Genomic DNA, 13,676 nt, shown 5'->3' with positions numbered 1-13,676 from the left:
ATCGCATCCGGGATCCGCGGCTCTTTCCGTCGGGCCATAGGGGGTCTCCTTCTTCCCTACTATGCCCCGCCCTACACGAAATTCCTGACAGTCCCGTTCCGACCTCAGCGCCTTGAAGAACGTCTCGACCATGGCGTTGTCGTAGCAATTCCCTTTGCCCGACATCGAAATCAGGATGCCGTGCTCTCGGAGCTCCGCTCAGTGGCCAGCAGAGCAATATTGGCTGCCACGCTCCGCATGATGGATCAGCTCCGGCGCCGGGCGACGCATGGCGAGGATCTTGCGCAGGGCGGCCAACGCCAACTCCTGGTGCAGCCGGTATGCCGCGCTCAGCCGGCGGCCCGCTGCGCGAACAGGCCGGTGACCACGGCCAGACACAACCAGCCTTCGCCGCTCCGGATGTAGAAGATATCGATGGTGCACTTCTGATTGGGGTCCTCCGCCGACAAGTCCCCGTCCCGCAGGCCGAGTGCGATCGGTTGGGCATGATGCTGTCGGTAGTCCGCTTGAGCCGTCGCTTCCGCCGGGCGCGAGGCCATCCTCCCGCATCAGACGGGCCCTCCGGCGGCGCCCGGCCGCCAAGTCGCTGTCGTGCAGTTCCCGCATGGTCCTCGGGCTGCCAAAGGTGCCGTTCAACAATGAGAGAGCCGGCCGAGCATGAGCCAGGAGAACCACGTTCTCATGCTGGCGGCGGCAGGCCAGCACAGCCCTCCCAGGCAATGTCGCCACTCTGGCTGACGCCAGGAACGTGGCAGAGACGGTGGAGGGGGAATCCCTCTTTCGCCACATCGATGAGCGCGAACCTCACCGACCTCCCTCCTCGGTGGAAAAGCGGTGGCCCGCCTCAGGATGTCCCGCTCCTGGCGGAGGATCCCGTTCTCCCACCGCAGCCGCTTCGGCTCGTCCACCGCATCTTCCTGCCCAGGCCGTACAGGCTCGTCGAGCAGCCCACCTTGGCTCCGGCTGATCTACCGGACCGGTGACGACAACCAGTCCCGAGACACTCCAGCGATCTCACGACAGCCTTCAGAACTTGGCTTCATCGCGGACAATGAGGCGTAGCTGCACCAAAGCGGTGCAAGAGTGCAACCCCTCCTGGGGTCTGCTGGGCCATGCTGCCGCGCAAAACCCAAAGTGCGTACCCTGCCGGACGCAGTGGACAAAGTGCCTGCCAAACAGTCTCCATTTCTGGCAGAGACTTATCGGGCTGAGAAATGAACAAGTCCTTTGAACCAAACTCGCCCAAAATTAGTGGGACATGCGCTGTCAATGCTGGCGTTATGTCGCTTCTTGCCAGCAATTCAACGACCTTTTGCGCTGAGCGTGACCGGTTGTTCCCTGCGGGACGGGTATAAAGGTGGATGTCGATCAAGTTTGCACCACCAGCCAAGATGACGGAGGGCCGCAGAGGATACGGTTTCCATTGTTGCGGCTGGCCGAGTATTTTGCCGCCATCGAAACCACGATGCCCGAAGTTTGCCACCGGAAAGGAACTGGCTGTTATCAGCAAGTCAGGTTCTACCCGATGGATCGCGCCAGCCATAGTACGCAGCCATTGCCGTCCTGCCGCGTCCATCAGTGCTTGGCGGTCGCCGGGAATCGCCAGGTCATAGGTCTGCCCCGCATAAACATACTTCCCAGCCATCCTCTCGAACGGCGGTTGTGACAGATCGAAATGTAATTCATTATAAAGGTCAAAATAAAGAATACTCGATATTATTTTATTGTCCATTTCGCTAATACGGGTCAGCAAATTTTCATAGAAATCTCCTAGCGCTTGTGCCATGGCAGGCAAAAGCAAAAGGCGATTTATGCCGGATACTTCCCTGCCAGAAGGCTGACCGGCAGGCATATAATTGGCCGGCATCCAGACGCCCGGACGGAAGCTGCCGGTCAGCACGACCTGCAGCCCATGCCTCCGAGCCAACTGCATCCCCAGCAGCACATTGTTCACATAGCTGTCGCTGATACCAGGCGCCTGTAGGCCAAATCCGTTATCGGCGTCATAGCCTTTCAGCCAAAGCCTGACGTAATTGTATCCGGCTTTCTCCAATATTTTAAAATTTCTTTCCAACATTTCAGGATTAAAATACTCAACATCGAAAGTAGCAAAACTCTGGTAGGGTTCTCCCTGATGCTGTATGACAACATTGTATCCACGCGGTTCGAATACTTTACCATCGACCATTAGGGCAGGATAGCCTTGGCTGTCATAGCCTATGGTCGTCTTAGCCTGCACAGGCAAAGACAACAGAAAATATAATAGTATCCGCAACAAATAATTCATGAAATACATCCTTCTATAATAAATTTAAATTTCCAGATCTGAATGTTTTAAAACATAACTCTGAGGAAAGTGCTTTATTATTTTCCGTTTTATTGATCTGTTGGCGGCCTTGGTTCAAAGTTGAATTTTTTGCGTTCACATTTGTGCAAATAATCTACTCGCGCACTTTGCCCAACTGGCGGCTGCCCTGATCTGCCGAAGGTTCCGCCACTTGGCTGCTTCTCGCATTCAGCCCCTCCTTCGACGGATTTGCTTTCCACCCTTTTGCTGGGCAAGCATTCGCCCCTCACGGCCTCAAGGGCCTGCTCCGTCTTTGCGGCCGACTGCAGCGCTTCATCGCGCTGCGGATGGTGCCAGATCACTCGACGCCGTGCTGCAGGATCTTCTGGACGCGGCTCTTGCAAAAGCCCCTGACTGTGTCGGGAGGATTGAGCAGCACAACGCACGGTTGACCGCCGATACAGAAAGCTTTTTCCTGTCCCACGTCTCCTGGCACTTTGCTTGGGAGGGCCAGAAACGGCGCCGGCAGCGCGACCTGGGGGAGTGGGGCCTTCGCCCTGTGGCCCGGTCCGCAGACGCTGCGGCGACCCCCCGGATCTTGAGCCGCTCGCCGCGGCGGCTGCAGCCATCACCCCTACAGTTCTCTTTCCGCAAACGCCGGATACAGCGAGGTCAGTCATCGCTTCGGCAAGGAGGAACCGAAAGTGGATAATCTGATCTCTGCCCGGAGGCGCTGCTCGGCCCCGGCCGTTGTCGGCATCTCGCTGCGCCAGGAAATGACGATGAGGCTGGGCCACCAAGCTGTAAAGCCTCTGTCGGCAGCGTTAAGAAGTCGAAGCTGTCATGTCCATTATCAGCCGCCGGTGCGGTGATGCGTCGGCGGCCCGCATCCACATCCTGCTGCGTAGCCTTGCCGACAGCCTCCAGCGCCGCGTCCGCCCTCAGATCGCGCCATGAGTTTCCATCAAAGCAAGGCGCTGTTAGCTAGAGATTTTGCTGCGCCGCGCGGGTGATGCGCGCCTCTCCGGTGCCGAGGACATTCACGGCGAAGGTGAAGCGGTAGCTGATGTCGATGCTGACCAGGGTGATGCTGCCATTGCGCTGGCAGCCTCGCCGCTCCTGCAGCAGTTGCTCCGGCTCCAGCCCCATGGGCAGACCCGGGCGGGCGACGACCTCCGAGAGATCGGCCAAGCAGCGCTTCTGCGCGTCCTCGCCCACATAGACCAGCGTCCTGCGCAGCGCGGCATCGGCATAGGCGTGCACGGCCTGAACCGTGTAGACGTAGCGCGACATCTCGATACCGCCCATGAAAAGCAGCATGAAGGGCAAGGTGGCGAGGGCGAATTCGAGCGAGAGCGCGCCCCGCCGGCCGAGCCTAGCGAAGACGGAGTTCGACATGGCCGGTCAGGGTTTGCGCCGGCAGGACGGCGGCAGCCAGGGGTGTGCTGGCACTGAAAGGCCGGCTGACGCGGATCGAGAGATAGGTGGCCGGCGTGCCCGTGGCGCAGACACCGCCATGACAGGACACGGTCGCGCCATCGTCGCAGCGGCAGGCCATGGCTGGGTCCGGCACGCTGATATCGCTCCAGCCCGGAAGATTGGCGCGGATGGCGGCGGTGATGCCCACACTGTCGGCCGGGCGGCTGAAGGCATATTGCGCCCCGGCCCGAGCCGCCGCTTCCAGTTGCAGGCTCTGCTGGATGGCGTTCCCCACATCGAAGCTGCCCATCACCAGCAGGCAGAGGACAGGCGCGATCAGCGCAAACTCCGTCAGGGAAACACCCCGACGGCAGACCCCGAGGCGGGTGAGCATCGCCTTCATTCCACCATCCTCGGCACCATCACCTGCGGCACCTTGGTATTGCGGCCCGGGCAGCCGCTGACGTCGAAGGGGAAGTTGCTGAGCTGCCCCACCTCCAGGGTGCCGGCCACCACCGGAAGGCAGGTGCTGGGGTTCGGCGCGGACATGTTGCTGATGCGCGTGAAGGCATTCGGCACATAGATGCCGCCCAGCAGATCGATCGCGCTGAGATTGCTGAGGTTCAGCGTCGGGTTGCTGCTAGTGCCTGCGGGGCCGGCATTGGCGCGGGTGATGATCATGCCGTTCAGCGCGGAGTCATAGGTGTTGGTCGCGGGCGCGGTGAGGCGGGCCTTGGAGATGCTGCTGAACGTCACCTGCCCGGGCTGGCTGCCCAGCAGCACGATGCTGCAGTTGTCGCAGAGGAACTGGCTGAGAGTGGCGGCGGTGAAGGACGCCGTCGTGCCCGCCCCGGTGCCAACCAGGATGAAGGTGCAGCCATTGCAACGCACTTCCGAAAGGCTGCGGAAGGTCAGCGATGCATTGCGGAAGATGTAGGTCCCGGCGTCCAGCACGACCACGCCGTCATTCTCCACGAAATAGGCCTTGTTGCAGAAGGCCGTCTGGCTTTGCTCGTAGCGTGGAATACGCATGGTGGAATTGAAGCTGGTCGTGGAGCTGGTGGTGCAGGGCGGATCCGGCGGGGTCAGCTTGTCCAGCGGCGCATAGGGGTTGGAGATCGGCGGCATCTGCTCCTGGTAGCCATCGGTCAGCTTCACATTCGTGTTGGTGCAGCCGTCGCACAATCCCGCTGTCACGACGCCCTGGGCGCTGAAGCTGCCGGCTTGATCGATCTGCACCGCCTTGCTGCCTGTGGCATTGGCGCCGATGGCGCAGCCGCGCATCTCGAACTTGCTGAAGCTGGAAACCTTGGCGGTGCCGTTGAGGGCAAGCAGGCAGACCTGCATCTGGCTTTTCAGCATGGCCACGGCCCGCGCGCTGACATCGCTATCGCCCATCCCGAAGAGGGTGGCGGCGAGTGCCATCGGCTGCCGGCGGCGGATCGTCACCTCATAGGCCTGGCCGTTGTTCATGTAGGGGCCGCTGTCAGGCGGATTGCGGGCCTGCACCGTGGTTTCGGCATCCGTGGTGAAGCCGTTGAGCGTCGCGACTTCGGTCGCGGCCGCCAGGGCGGCGGTGCTGGAGCGCGTTCCGGCGGCCGAGGCGGCGGCGATGGCGGCCGCGTCGGCCGCGCTCTGCACGCGCCGCTGGGTCAGATAGAGCAGCCCGCCATCCGTGATCAGCGCGACCGCACCGAGCAGCGCCGTGGCGCTGAGGGCGAACAGCACCACCGTGGCGCCCCGCCGGTCCCGCCGCAGGCGTGAAGCCGGACCGCCGAGCCGGGAGAGCAGGAGGGGGAGGCGAAGGGGCACAGCGCGGGACCACTCAAGGATGGAAGGAGGCCGGGTCGCTATTTGCTCAGGGTTGCGCTCAGGCTTGCGCCTCGCACAAGGGGTTGTGATGTTCAGCACACACCCCTTAACATTCTCGCAGGATTTTTACCAAGCGTTGAAATACCTCTTGAGGTTGTGAAGAGGCAAATGTTACCTCCGGATTGCTACCGATGCGGGCAGTCATTGAGAGAGATCGCGCGATGGTCGCGCGACATCCTGTTCCCGCTGCGGTGCGATAACGGAGCGAATCCCATGATGGGTAAGGCGATTTATCTGCTCACCACTCTCAAGGCGGATCGCAAGGGAGTCACCGCCCTGGAATATGGCGTGATTGCCGCGGTGCTCGTGGTGGGCGTTGCGGCCGCCATCGGCGGCTTTGGCGACAACATCACGACCTTTCTGAGCGGTGTTCAGACCAAGGTCGACTCTGCGGTTACCGCCGCAACCACCCCGTAATAAATTCTCTTCCTTCGAGGCGGCGGTGTTCCCGCCGCCTCGTACCCATGACTTGGCCATTTTATCCAAAGGCTGCAGGAGACATTTGGCGGTGCTTCTCTTCGCCTGTCTTCTCCCGCTCCTGGCCGTCGCTGCCTGGCGCGACATCGCCACGCGTACCATCCCCGACACGGTCAGCATCCTGGCGGCCCTGATCGGCCTCGCCGCCCGGCTGGCCCTGGGCCCCCAGGCGGCGCTCCTCTCGGTTCTCACGGCGGCCGCGCTCTTCGCCCTCCTGCTCTTCCTCTTCGCGCGCGGCGCGCTGGGCGGCGGAGACGTGAAGCTGATGTCGGCCCTCGCCCTCGGCATGGCCCCGGCCATGGTCTGGGACTTCCTGGTGGTCACCGCGCTCGCCGGCGGGGTTCTGGCCCTGGCCTATCTGGCGCTCTCCTGGCTGCTGCCGGCGCATCTGGCGCGGCCTGCCCCGGCCGGCGGCATCCTGCCGCGCCTCTGCCATGTCGAGGCCTGGCGCATCCGCCGGCGGGGACCGTTGCCTTATGGGCTGGCCATCGCCCTGGGCGACGCGGCGGTCCTCCTGCACAGGATATAGGGCACGACGATGCGGCTCTTCCTCGTCCTGCTCCTGCTCCTGACAGCGGCCGGCCTCGGGCTGGTTGCCTGGCGAGCGGTGCAGCCGCCCGCGCCGATCGCGGCAGCCTCCGCCGCCGCCGCAGAACCGCCGGCTCCCACCCGCCTGCGCGTGCTGGTCGCGGCCCGTCCCCTTCTGGCGGGATCGCTGCTGAAGGAAGGCGATTGGGTGGTGCGTGAGGTGCCGCCCGAGGCCGCATCCGGCGAGGCGCTGCGCGACACGCCGGAAGAGCGCGCCGAGCTGCAGGGCGCCATGCTGCGCCAGTACCGCGAGGCCGGCGCGCCGCTCTCCCGCGCCGACGTGCTGCGCCCGCGCGACCGCGGCTTCCTCGCCGCCGTGCTGCGCCCGGGCCGGCGCGCCATCTCCGTGGGCGTCGACGCCGTGACCGGCGCCGCCGGGCTGATCTGGCCCGGCGACCAGGTGGACCTGATCCTGACCCAGGAGCTCGACGCCTCCCAGGCCCCGCTCGACCGCCGCGTGGTGGCGGAGACGGTGCTGACGGATATCCGCGTCATCGCCGTGGACCAGAAGATGACGCAAGGTGCCAGCGCCGAATCCGCCACCCGCAGCGTGGCGAGCACCGTGACGCTGGAAGTCTCCACGCGGGAGGCCGAGCGGGTGGCGGTGGCCAGCCGCCTGGGCCGGCTCGCCGTCACCGTCCGCGCCATGGAGGAGGCGGCCGTGGCCGAACCCGCCGCGGCGCGGGCTGCCGTCTTCGGCGCCGATGTCTCCAGCGCGCTTTCACAGACCGAACAGGGAGCAGTCACCCGCATGCGCGTGATCCAGGGCGGCGAGGCACAGGACCTGACCTTCCGATGACCGGCTTCCCACCCCGGCTGCTGGGCATGGCCGGCCTGCTGCTCCTGCCAGGGTTGGCCCTGGCGCAGCCGGCGCTGCCGACCGTGGCGCCGGCGGGCCCGACGGCGCCGCTGATGGGCAGCGCGCGGCTGGAGGCCGGCACGGGCCAGCTGCTCACCCTGCCGCGCCCGGCCAGCACGGTGATCGCCGCCGATCCGCGCATCGCCCGGGTGCAGCCCACCTCGCCCACGCGCCTCTTCGTCATGGGCGTGGCGGAGGGGCGCACCACCCTGATCGCCACGGCCGAGGATGGCTCGCTGGTGGCGCAGTACGATATCGCCGTGCGGGGGAGTGTCGCGCCGGCCGGCGGCAATCCGGCGGTGCTGACGCCCCTGGCGCCCGCCACCCCCGCCGCCGCGCCGCTGAACGCGGCGGCGCTGGAAGCCGCCCTGCGGGAGGCGGTGCCGGGCCTGCAGGGCCTGCGCCTCCGCGTCACCGCCTCGGCCATCGTGCTGGAGGGCAGCGTGGCCAGCCCCTCCGAGGCCAGCCGCGCCCTGGCCCTGGCCGCCGCCTTCGGCGGCAAGGAGCGGGCGGTGGAGAACGCCCTGGCGGTGCGCGGCAGCACGCAGGTGAATGTGCGCGTCCGCATCGCCGAGATCTCCCGCCAGATCACCCGGGAGCTGGGCCTGAACTGGCAGGCGCTCGGCTCCGTCGGCAGCTTCGCCTTCGGGCTGCGCAGCGGTCCCTCGGCCAGCAGCGTCGCCGGCGCGGTGGCCAGCGGCGCCGGCGCCCTGAGCAGCGCCGCCGCCGCCGGGCGCATCGCCGGCGGCATCCGCACCTCGCGCCTCGACATCAACGGCGTGATCGACGCGCTCGCGGCCGACCAGCTGATCACCATCCTCGCCGAGCCGAACCTGACGGCGCAGTCCGGCGAGACGGCCAGCTTCCTGGCGGGCGGCGAGTTCCCGCTGCCGGTCGCCGCCAGCGACACCGGGCAGATCTCGGTGGAGTTCAAGCCCTTCGGCGTCAGCCTCTCCTTCGTGCCCACCGTGCTGTCGGCGGACCGGATGACGCTGCGCATCCGTCCGGAAGTCAGCGAATTGTCGCAGAACGGCGCCATCAGCGTGCCGATCGTGGGCGGCTCCGTGCAGATCCCGGCCCTGACCGTCCGCCGCGCCGAGACGACGGTGGAGCTGGGCAGCGGCCAGAGCTTCGCCATCGCCGGCCTGCTGACCCGCAACAGCAGCCAGGTGCAGCAGGGGCTGGCGGGGCTGAGCGACCTGCCGATCCTCGGCCCGCTCTTCCGCTCCGACCAGTTCCAGCGCAGCGAGAGCGAGCTGGTGATCATCGTCACCCCCTATGTCGTCCGCCCGGTCTCCGACCCCGCGCTGCTGGCGGCGCCGACCGACGGCTTCCGCCCGGCGACGGATCTGGAGCGCGTGCTGGAGCGGCGGCAGATCGCCCGTGGCGCGCAGCCGCCGGTGCTGCGCCGGCCGGCCAATGCCGGCTTCATGCTGGAGTAGCCCCTGACATGCTCAAGCCCCTGGGTTTCGCAGCCGCCCTGCTGCTGGCCGGCTGCGCCGACCCGGTCGCCCGCCCTGGCACCTGGCAGGCCGGCGGCGTCAACGACCGGAACCTGCGCGCCATGATGGCCGACCCCGCGCATGAGCGCCTCGGCATCGGCGCCACGGACAGCCATGCAGACACCGCCGCCGCCGCCGTGCAGCGGCTGCGCCAGGGCAAGGCCTATCCGCTGCTGGACCCGCGCGGCTCGGGAGCAGGCAGTGTCGGCCGCTGAGACGGCGCGCGGCACCGGCGGCGCGGCGGAGCGCCCCGTCCTGCTGGCCTTCCTGGCGGAGGAGGCGGACGAGGCGGCGCTGCGCGGCGGGCTCGCGGAATGGATGGATGCGGTGCCGGTGCGGCGCGGCAATGTCCGCACGGCCGCCCGCGCGCTGGAGCGGGAGGAAACCCCGCGCCTGCTGATCGTCGACATCACCGGCGTCGACGACGCGGCCGAGGCGCTGGACCGGCTGGCCACGGTCTGCAGCCCCGATGTGCGCGTGCTGGTGGTGGGCGACCGCAACGACCTCAGCTTCTACCGCGGCATCACGCGCGACCTCGGCGTCGAGGAATACATCTACAAGCCGCTGACCCGCGACAATGTCAGCCGCCTGTTCGGCCCGCCGCTGGCGGAGCTGCTCTCCGCGGGCGGCAGCCACGGCCCCGCCACGCCACGCGGCGGGCAGATCGTCGCCGTCAGCGGCCTGCGCGGCGGCGTCGGCGCCACCACCATCGCCACCAACCTGGCGCTGCACCTGTCGGAGACCACGCGCGGCCATGTCGCGCTGCTGGACCTGCATCTGCGCGGCGGCAGCGCGGCGCTCTCGCTCGGCGCCCGCCCCGGCGCCGGCCTGCGCGTGGCGCTCGAGGAGCCGGACCGTGTGGATGCGCTTTTCCTCGACCGCGTCTCCATCCCGGTCTCCGACCGCTTCCGCGTGGTGGCGGCGGACGAGGCCCTCGAATCCAGCCCCGCCCCCACGGAGGCCGGCATCACCCGGCTGCTGGAGCTTCTCCGTTCCCGTTTCAACACCATCGTCGTCGATCTGCCCCATCCGCCGGGCGTGATGGAGCGGCGCGTGATCGCCCTGGCGCGGCACCGCATCCTGGTGATGGGGCCGGATGTCGCGAGCATCCGCGACGCCGGGGCCGGCCGCCGCATGGTCGCGGCCCTGGCCAGTGGCGCCACTCCCCTGCTGGTGCTGAACCGCGCGGGGCTGCGCGGCGGGCTCGGCAATGCCCTGGTCGCGGAAGGGCTGGGGAGCGCGCCCGACATCCTCATCCCCGATTTTCCTGGTCAGGTTCCGAAAGCCATGAATCTGGGCCGCCCCGCCTTGCATGACAGCGCCGGCTTCCGCCGCGCCCTGACGCCCCTGACGCGTGAGATCTCCGGCGCGGGCGCCGCCGCCGAGGAGGGAGGGCTGCGCCGGCTGGCGCGGCTGTGGCGGCGATGAAGACTTTCGGCCGCCGCGCCGAGGCGCCGCCCGCACCCGCGAACGAGCCCGCCCCCGGCGCCGTGCCGCGGGAAGCCACGCGCGAGGCGCCGCTCTTCCGCCTGCGCAGCCAGGTGATGGACCGCATCGATCCCACCGTCGCCGCCGAATTGCCGGCGCCGGCCCTGCGCGCCCAGCTGGAAGCCCTTGTGCACGAGGTCGCCGACCGCCAGCGGCTGGAGCTGTCGGCGCGCGAGCAGGCGCGGCTGGCCGAGGAGCTGACGCATGACATGATCGGCTACGGGCCGCTCGAGCCGCTGCTGCAGGACGACAGCATCAGCGACATCATGGTCAATGGCCCCGACAGGGTGTTCATCGAGGTGCGCGGCCGCATGCGCCTCTCCGATGTGCGCTTCCGCGACGCGGCGCAGGTGGCGAACATCGCGCAGAAGATGGCGTCCGCGGTGGGCCGCCGTGTCGACGAATCCAGCCCCCTGCTGGATTGCCGCCTGGCCGATGGCAGCCGCGTCAACGTCGTGTTCCCGCCGCTGGCGCTGGACGGGCCCTGCCTTTCCATCCGCAAGTTCTCCAAGAAGAAGATCGACTTCTCGGTGATGGTGGCGAATGGCAGCATGATCCCGCAGGTGGCGCGGGTGCTGGAGATCGCCGCGCGCTGCCGCCTGAACATCGTCGTCTCCGGCGGCACCGGCTCCGGCAAGACGACGATGATGAACGCGCTGAGCCGGCTGATCGACCACGAGGAGCGCATCGTCACCATCGAGGACGCGGCCGAGCTGCAGCTCCAGCAGCCGCATGTGGTGCGGCTGGAGACGCGCCCGCCGAACCTCGAAGGCAAGGGCGAGATCACGCAGCGCGACCTGATGAAGAACGCCCTGCGCATGCGCCCCGACCGCATCATCGTCGGCGAGGTGCGCGGCTCGGAGGCGTTCGACATGCTGCAGGCCATGAACACCGGCCATGACGGCTCGGTCTGCACCGTGCACGCCAACACCACGCGCGACGCGGTGACGCGTATCGAGAACATGGTGCAGATGGGCAGCATGTCGCTGCCGCCGCGCGCCATCCGCACGCAGATCGCCAGTGCCGTCGATCTCATCATCCAGGTGGAGCGCATGCGCGACGGCGTCCGCCGCGTGTCGCAGATCTCGGAGATCTGCGGGCTGGAAGGCGATGTGATCACCATGAACGAGGTGTTCACCTACAATTTCGAGGGCGAGGACGCGAATGGGCGGCTGCTCGGCCGCTATGTCAGCCCGCGCACGCGGCCCGGCTTTTCCGAGAAGCTGCGCTATTACGGCCTGGAGCGCAGCTGGATGGACGCGTTGCAGGAGCTGCCGGAATGATGCCGGTGCTGCTCCTGGCGATGGCGGTGGCTCTGTGGGCCGCGGCCGCCACGGTGCTGCTGCGCAGCGGCGCGCAGGACAGGATGCGGGCCCGCGTGCAGGGCGCGCGGGCCGTGGCCGCGCCGTCGGCCACGGCCGTCCCGCGCATGCCCAGCATCCGCGTGGCGCCACGCGGCGGCAACCCGATGCTGCGGCGCATCTTCCGCCTGGTCAGCTACCATCCGGACAACCCGGCCGAGCACACCATCCCCTGGATGGTGGTGCTGGCGGCGGGGGCGGCGGTGGGGCTGCTGGGCTTCTGGCGGGCCTCGGCCTATCTGGGCACGGCCCCCGGCGCCGTGGCCGGTGCCCTCAGCGGCGTCCTGGCCATCCGCAGCATCTTCCTCTGGCAGCACCGCCGTTACACCAATGCGTTGTTCCGTCAGTTGCCGGATGCGCTGGGCGTCATCGTCCGCGGTGTGCGCGCCGGGCTGCCGATGACCGAGGCGCTGCGCAGCATCGCCCGGGAAATGCCCTCTCCCACACGGGAGGCTTTCGGACGCGTCGTGGGTGAGATCGCCATCGGGCGTTCCGCCGAGACGGCGCTCTGGAGCCTCTACGAGCGCACGCGGCTGTCCGAATACGCCTTCTTTTCCGTCATGATCGGCCTGCAGGCGCAGACCGGCGGCAGCCTGACGGCGGCGCTGGATACGCTGGCGGACATGGTGCGCAAGCGCGTGGCCATGCGCAGCCGCGCCCGTGCCCTGGCGGCGGAGGCACGCATGTCCGCGCTGATCCTCGCCATCCTGCCCTTCCTGGCCGGGCTTGGCCTTTCCTTCCTGCAGCCTGGCTATCTGGAGATTTTCTTCACCACCCCTTCCGGACAGGCATTGCTGATGACGGCCCTGACCTTGCTGGGCATGGGCCTGCTGACCATCCGCTGGCTCATCCGCAAGAATACGAGCGAGTGAGGGGCATGGCGGGCACCTCCTCGCTGATCCTGGCGGGCCTCGCGGGTGGCGGCGCGCTGCTGCTCGTCGTCATCGCCACGCTGCTGCTGCATGCCGAGGCGCGGGAGCGCGGCTATGCCAGACGTATCCGGCAGGTGACGCGCCCCGCCACGCCCGATGGCCGCCGCGCCGCCAGCGCGCTGCATCCGCTGGGCAAGGCCTTGCAGCGCCTCGGCGAGTTGCTGCGGCAGACGGCGCTGTTCTCGGCCAAGGATATCGCGGAGCTGGAGCGCGCTGTGGGCGCGGCCGGCTTCAACCCGCATCGTGCCGTCTCCACCTTCCTGGGCGTGAAGCTGGTGGCGGTGCTGGCGCTGCCGGCTCTGGGCTGGTTCATCGGCCGCATCGCCGGGGGGCAGATGCAATGGATGCTGCCGGCCGCGGGCCTGGTGCTGGGTATCCTGCTGCCGGGCTGGGTGGTGGCCATGCTGCGCCGCCCCTATGTCGCGGCCCTGGAGCGGGGCCTGCCGGATGCGCTGGACCTGCTGGTGGTCTGCGCCGAATCCGGCCTTGGCCTGGACAGTGCGGTGGAGCGTGTGGCGCGGGAGCTCGAATTCTCCAACCCCACCATCGCCCTGGAGCTGGCTCTGCTGACCCAGGAGCTGCGCATGTTGCCAGACCGGCGGGAGGCGTTGATGCGCCTGGGCGAGCGTACGGGCGTGGAAAGCTTCCAGCGTCTCTCCGCCACCCTGTCGCAGACGCTGCGCTATGGCACGCCGCTGGCCCAGGCGCTGCGCGTGCTGGCCGCCGAGATGCGGCAGGAGCGCATGACCAAGTTGGAGGAGCGTGCTGCGCGGCTGCCGGCCCTGCTGGTTCTGCCGCTCGTTCTCTTTATTCTGCCCTGCCTGTTCATTGTCCTGATCGGCCCCTCCGCCATCCGGATCATTTCTCATTTCAGCGGAGGCTAAGTCCCGC

14 protein-coding genes are annotated in these 13,676 nt (G+C 67.6%); 9 read left to right on the top strand and 5 right to left on the bottom strand.

What is annotated here, in order from left to right; translation table 11 throughout:
- Nucleotides 1–329 precede the first annotated feature (329 nt).
- The 5 genes from ACFOY6_RS06905 to ACFOY6_RS06885 all read right to left on the bottom strand — a co-directional run bounded on the left by ACFOY6_RS06905 (nucleotide 330) and on the right by ACFOY6_RS06885 (nucleotide 5,437).
- Nucleotides 330–539, bottom strand: coding sequence for a hypothetical protein (locus ACFOY6_RS06905; protein ID WP_379636765.1), 210 nt, complete (start codon nucleotides 537–539; stop codon nucleotides 330–332).
- Nucleotides 540–1,039: 500 nt separating this feature from the next.
- Nucleotides 1,040–2,287, bottom strand: coding sequence for a hypothetical protein (locus ACFOY6_RS06900; protein ID WP_379636763.1), 1,248 nt, complete (start codon nucleotides 2,285–2,287; stop codon nucleotides 1,040–1,042).
- A gap of 984 nt (nucleotides 2,288–3,271) precedes the next feature.
- Nucleotides 3,272–3,685 (bottom strand): TadE/TadG family type IV pilus assembly protein, encoded by a 414-nt coding sequence (locus ACFOY6_RS06895; RefSeq protein WP_379636761.1) that lies wholly within the window; start codon nucleotides 3,683–3,685, stop codon nucleotides 3,272–3,274.
- Nucleotides 3,663–4,109 (bottom strand): TadE/TadG family type IV pilus assembly protein, encoded by a 447-nt coding sequence (locus tag ACFOY6_RS06890; RefSeq protein ID WP_379636759.1) that lies wholly within the window; start codon nucleotides 4,107–4,109, stop codon nucleotides 3,663–3,665. The genes ACFOY6_RS06895 and ACFOY6_RS06890 overlap by 23 nt, the downstream gene beginning before the upstream one ends.
- Nucleotides 4,106–5,437 carry a pilus assembly protein TadG-related protein gene (locus tag ACFOY6_RS06885; protein ID WP_379649756.1) on the bottom strand — a complete coding sequence of 444 codons (1,332 nt, stop codon included), beginning with the start codon at nucleotides 5,435–5,437 and terminating at the stop codon, nucleotides 4,106–4,108. The genes ACFOY6_RS06890 and ACFOY6_RS06885 overlap by 4 nt, the downstream gene beginning before the upstream one ends.
- Before the next feature lie 354 nt (nucleotides 5,438–5,791).
- Here ACFOY6_RS06885 and ACFOY6_RS06880 point away from each other — a divergent pair, with 354 nt between their 5' ends.
- The 9 genes from ACFOY6_RS06880 (at nucleotide 5,792) to ACFOY6_RS06840 (ending at nucleotide 13,669) form a co-directional block, all read left to right on the top strand.
- Nucleotides 5,792–5,995: a Flp family type IVb pilin gene (locus ACFOY6_RS06880; protein WP_379649754.1), complete on the top strand. Its 204-nt coding sequence runs from the start codon at nucleotides 5,792–5,794 to the stop codon at nucleotides 5,993–5,995.
- Nucleotides 5,996–6,086: 91 nt separating this feature from the next.
- Nucleotides 6,087–6,584, top strand: a complete 498-nt coding sequence (locus tag ACFOY6_RS06875; protein ID WP_379636753.1) for an A24 family peptidase — start codon at nucleotides 6,087–6,089, stop codon at nucleotides 6,582–6,584.
- A gap of 9 nt (nucleotides 6,585–6,593) precedes the next feature.
- Nucleotides 6,594–7,442 (top strand): Flp pilus assembly protein CpaB, encoded by an 849-nt coding sequence (gene cpaB / locus ACFOY6_RS06870; protein WP_379649752.1) that lies wholly within the window; start codon nucleotides 6,594–6,596, stop codon nucleotides 7,440–7,442.
- Nucleotides 7,439–8,944, top strand: a complete 1,506-nt coding sequence (locus tag ACFOY6_RS06865; RefSeq protein WP_379649750.1) for a type II and III secretion system protein family protein — start codon at nucleotides 7,439–7,441, stop codon at nucleotides 8,942–8,944. Before cpaB ends, ACFOY6_RS06865 begins: the two co-directional genes overlap by 4 nt.
- Before the next feature lie 8 nt (nucleotides 8,945–8,952).
- Nucleotides 8,953–9,219, top strand: coding sequence for a hypothetical protein (locus ACFOY6_RS06860; RefSeq protein WP_379649748.1), 267 nt, complete (start codon nucleotides 8,953–8,955; stop codon nucleotides 9,217–9,219).
- The gene (locus ACFOY6_RS06855; RefSeq protein ID WP_379636743.1) at nucleotides 9,206–10,432 is read left to right on the top strand and encodes an AAA family ATPase; all 1,227 of its coding nucleotides are present in this window, start codon (nucleotides 9,206–9,208) and stop codon (nucleotides 10,430–10,432) included. The genes ACFOY6_RS06860 and ACFOY6_RS06855 overlap by 14 nt, the downstream gene beginning before the upstream one ends.
- Nucleotides 10,429–11,775 (top strand): CpaF family protein, encoded by a 1,347-nt coding sequence (locus ACFOY6_RS06850; RefSeq protein WP_109518239.1) that lies wholly within the window; start codon nucleotides 10,429–10,431, stop codon nucleotides 11,773–11,775. Before ACFOY6_RS06855 ends, ACFOY6_RS06850 begins: the two co-directional genes overlap by 4 nt.
- Nucleotides 11,775–12,725 (top strand): type II secretion system F family protein, encoded by a 951-nt coding sequence (locus tag ACFOY6_RS06845; protein ID WP_379636741.1) that lies wholly within the window; start codon nucleotides 11,775–11,777, stop codon nucleotides 12,723–12,725. Before ACFOY6_RS06850 ends, ACFOY6_RS06845 begins: the two co-directional genes overlap by 1 nt.
- Nucleotides 12,726–12,730: 5 nt before the next feature.
- Nucleotides 12,731–13,669: a type II secretion system F family protein gene (locus tag ACFOY6_RS06840; protein WP_109518209.1), complete on the top strand. Its 939-nt coding sequence runs from the start codon at nucleotides 12,731–12,733 to the stop codon at nucleotides 13,667–13,669.
- Nucleotides 13,670–13,676 lie beyond the last annotated feature (7 nt).

This window comes from Teichococcus aestuarii, from assembly GCF_042651065.1.
Taxonomy (GTDB): Bacteria; Pseudomonadota; Alphaproteobacteria; order Acetobacterales; family Acetobacteraceae; genus Pseudoroseomonas; species Pseudoroseomonas aestuarii.
Note: the sequence above shows the minus strand (reverse complement) of the source record. Positions and strands in the feature narration are given on the sequence as shown.

Coding starts and splice junctions, on each gene's coding strand:
- ACFOY6_RS06905 (WP_379636765.1), bottom strand. CDS start 539: ATGGCCTCGCGCCCGGCGGAAGCGACGGCTCAAGCGGACTACCGACAG.
- ACFOY6_RS06900 (WP_379636763.1), bottom strand. CDS start 2,287: ATGAATTATTTGTTGCGGATACTATTATATTTTCTGTTGTCTTTGCCT.
- ACFOY6_RS06895 (WP_379636761.1), bottom strand. CDS start 3,685: ATGTCGAACTCCGTCTTCGCTAGGCTCGGCCGGCGGGGCGCGCTCTCG.
- ACFOY6_RS06890 (WP_379636759.1), bottom strand. CDS start 4,109: ATGAAGGCGATGCTCACCCGCCTCGGGGTCTGCCGTCGGGGTGTTTCC.
- ACFOY6_RS06880 (WP_379649754.1), top strand. CDS start 5,792: ATGATGGGTAAGGCGATTTATCTGCTCACCACTCTCAAGGCGGATCGC.
- cpaB (WP_379649752.1), top strand. CDS start 6,594: ATGCGGCTCTTCCTCGTCCTGCTCCTGCTCCTGACAGCGGCCGGCCTC.
- ACFOY6_RS06865 (WP_379649750.1), top strand. CDS start 7,439: ATGACCGGCTTCCCACCCCGGCTGCTGGGCATGGCCGGCCTGCTGCTC.
- ACFOY6_RS06860 (WP_379649748.1), top strand. CDS start 8,953: ATGCTCAAGCCCCTGGGTTTCGCAGCCGCCCTGCTGCTGGCCGGCTGC.
- ACFOY6_RS06850 (WP_109518239.1), top strand. CDS start 10,429: ATGAAGACTTTCGGCCGCCGCGCCGAGGCGCCGCCCGCACCCGCGAAC.
- ACFOY6_RS06845 (WP_379636741.1), top strand. CDS start 11,775: ATGCCGGTGCTGCTCCTGGCGATGGCGGTGGCTCTGTGGGCCGCGGCC.
- ACFOY6_RS06840 (WP_109518209.1), top strand. CDS start 12,731: ATGGCGGGCACCTCCTCGCTGATCCTGGCGGGCCTCGCGGGTGGCGGC.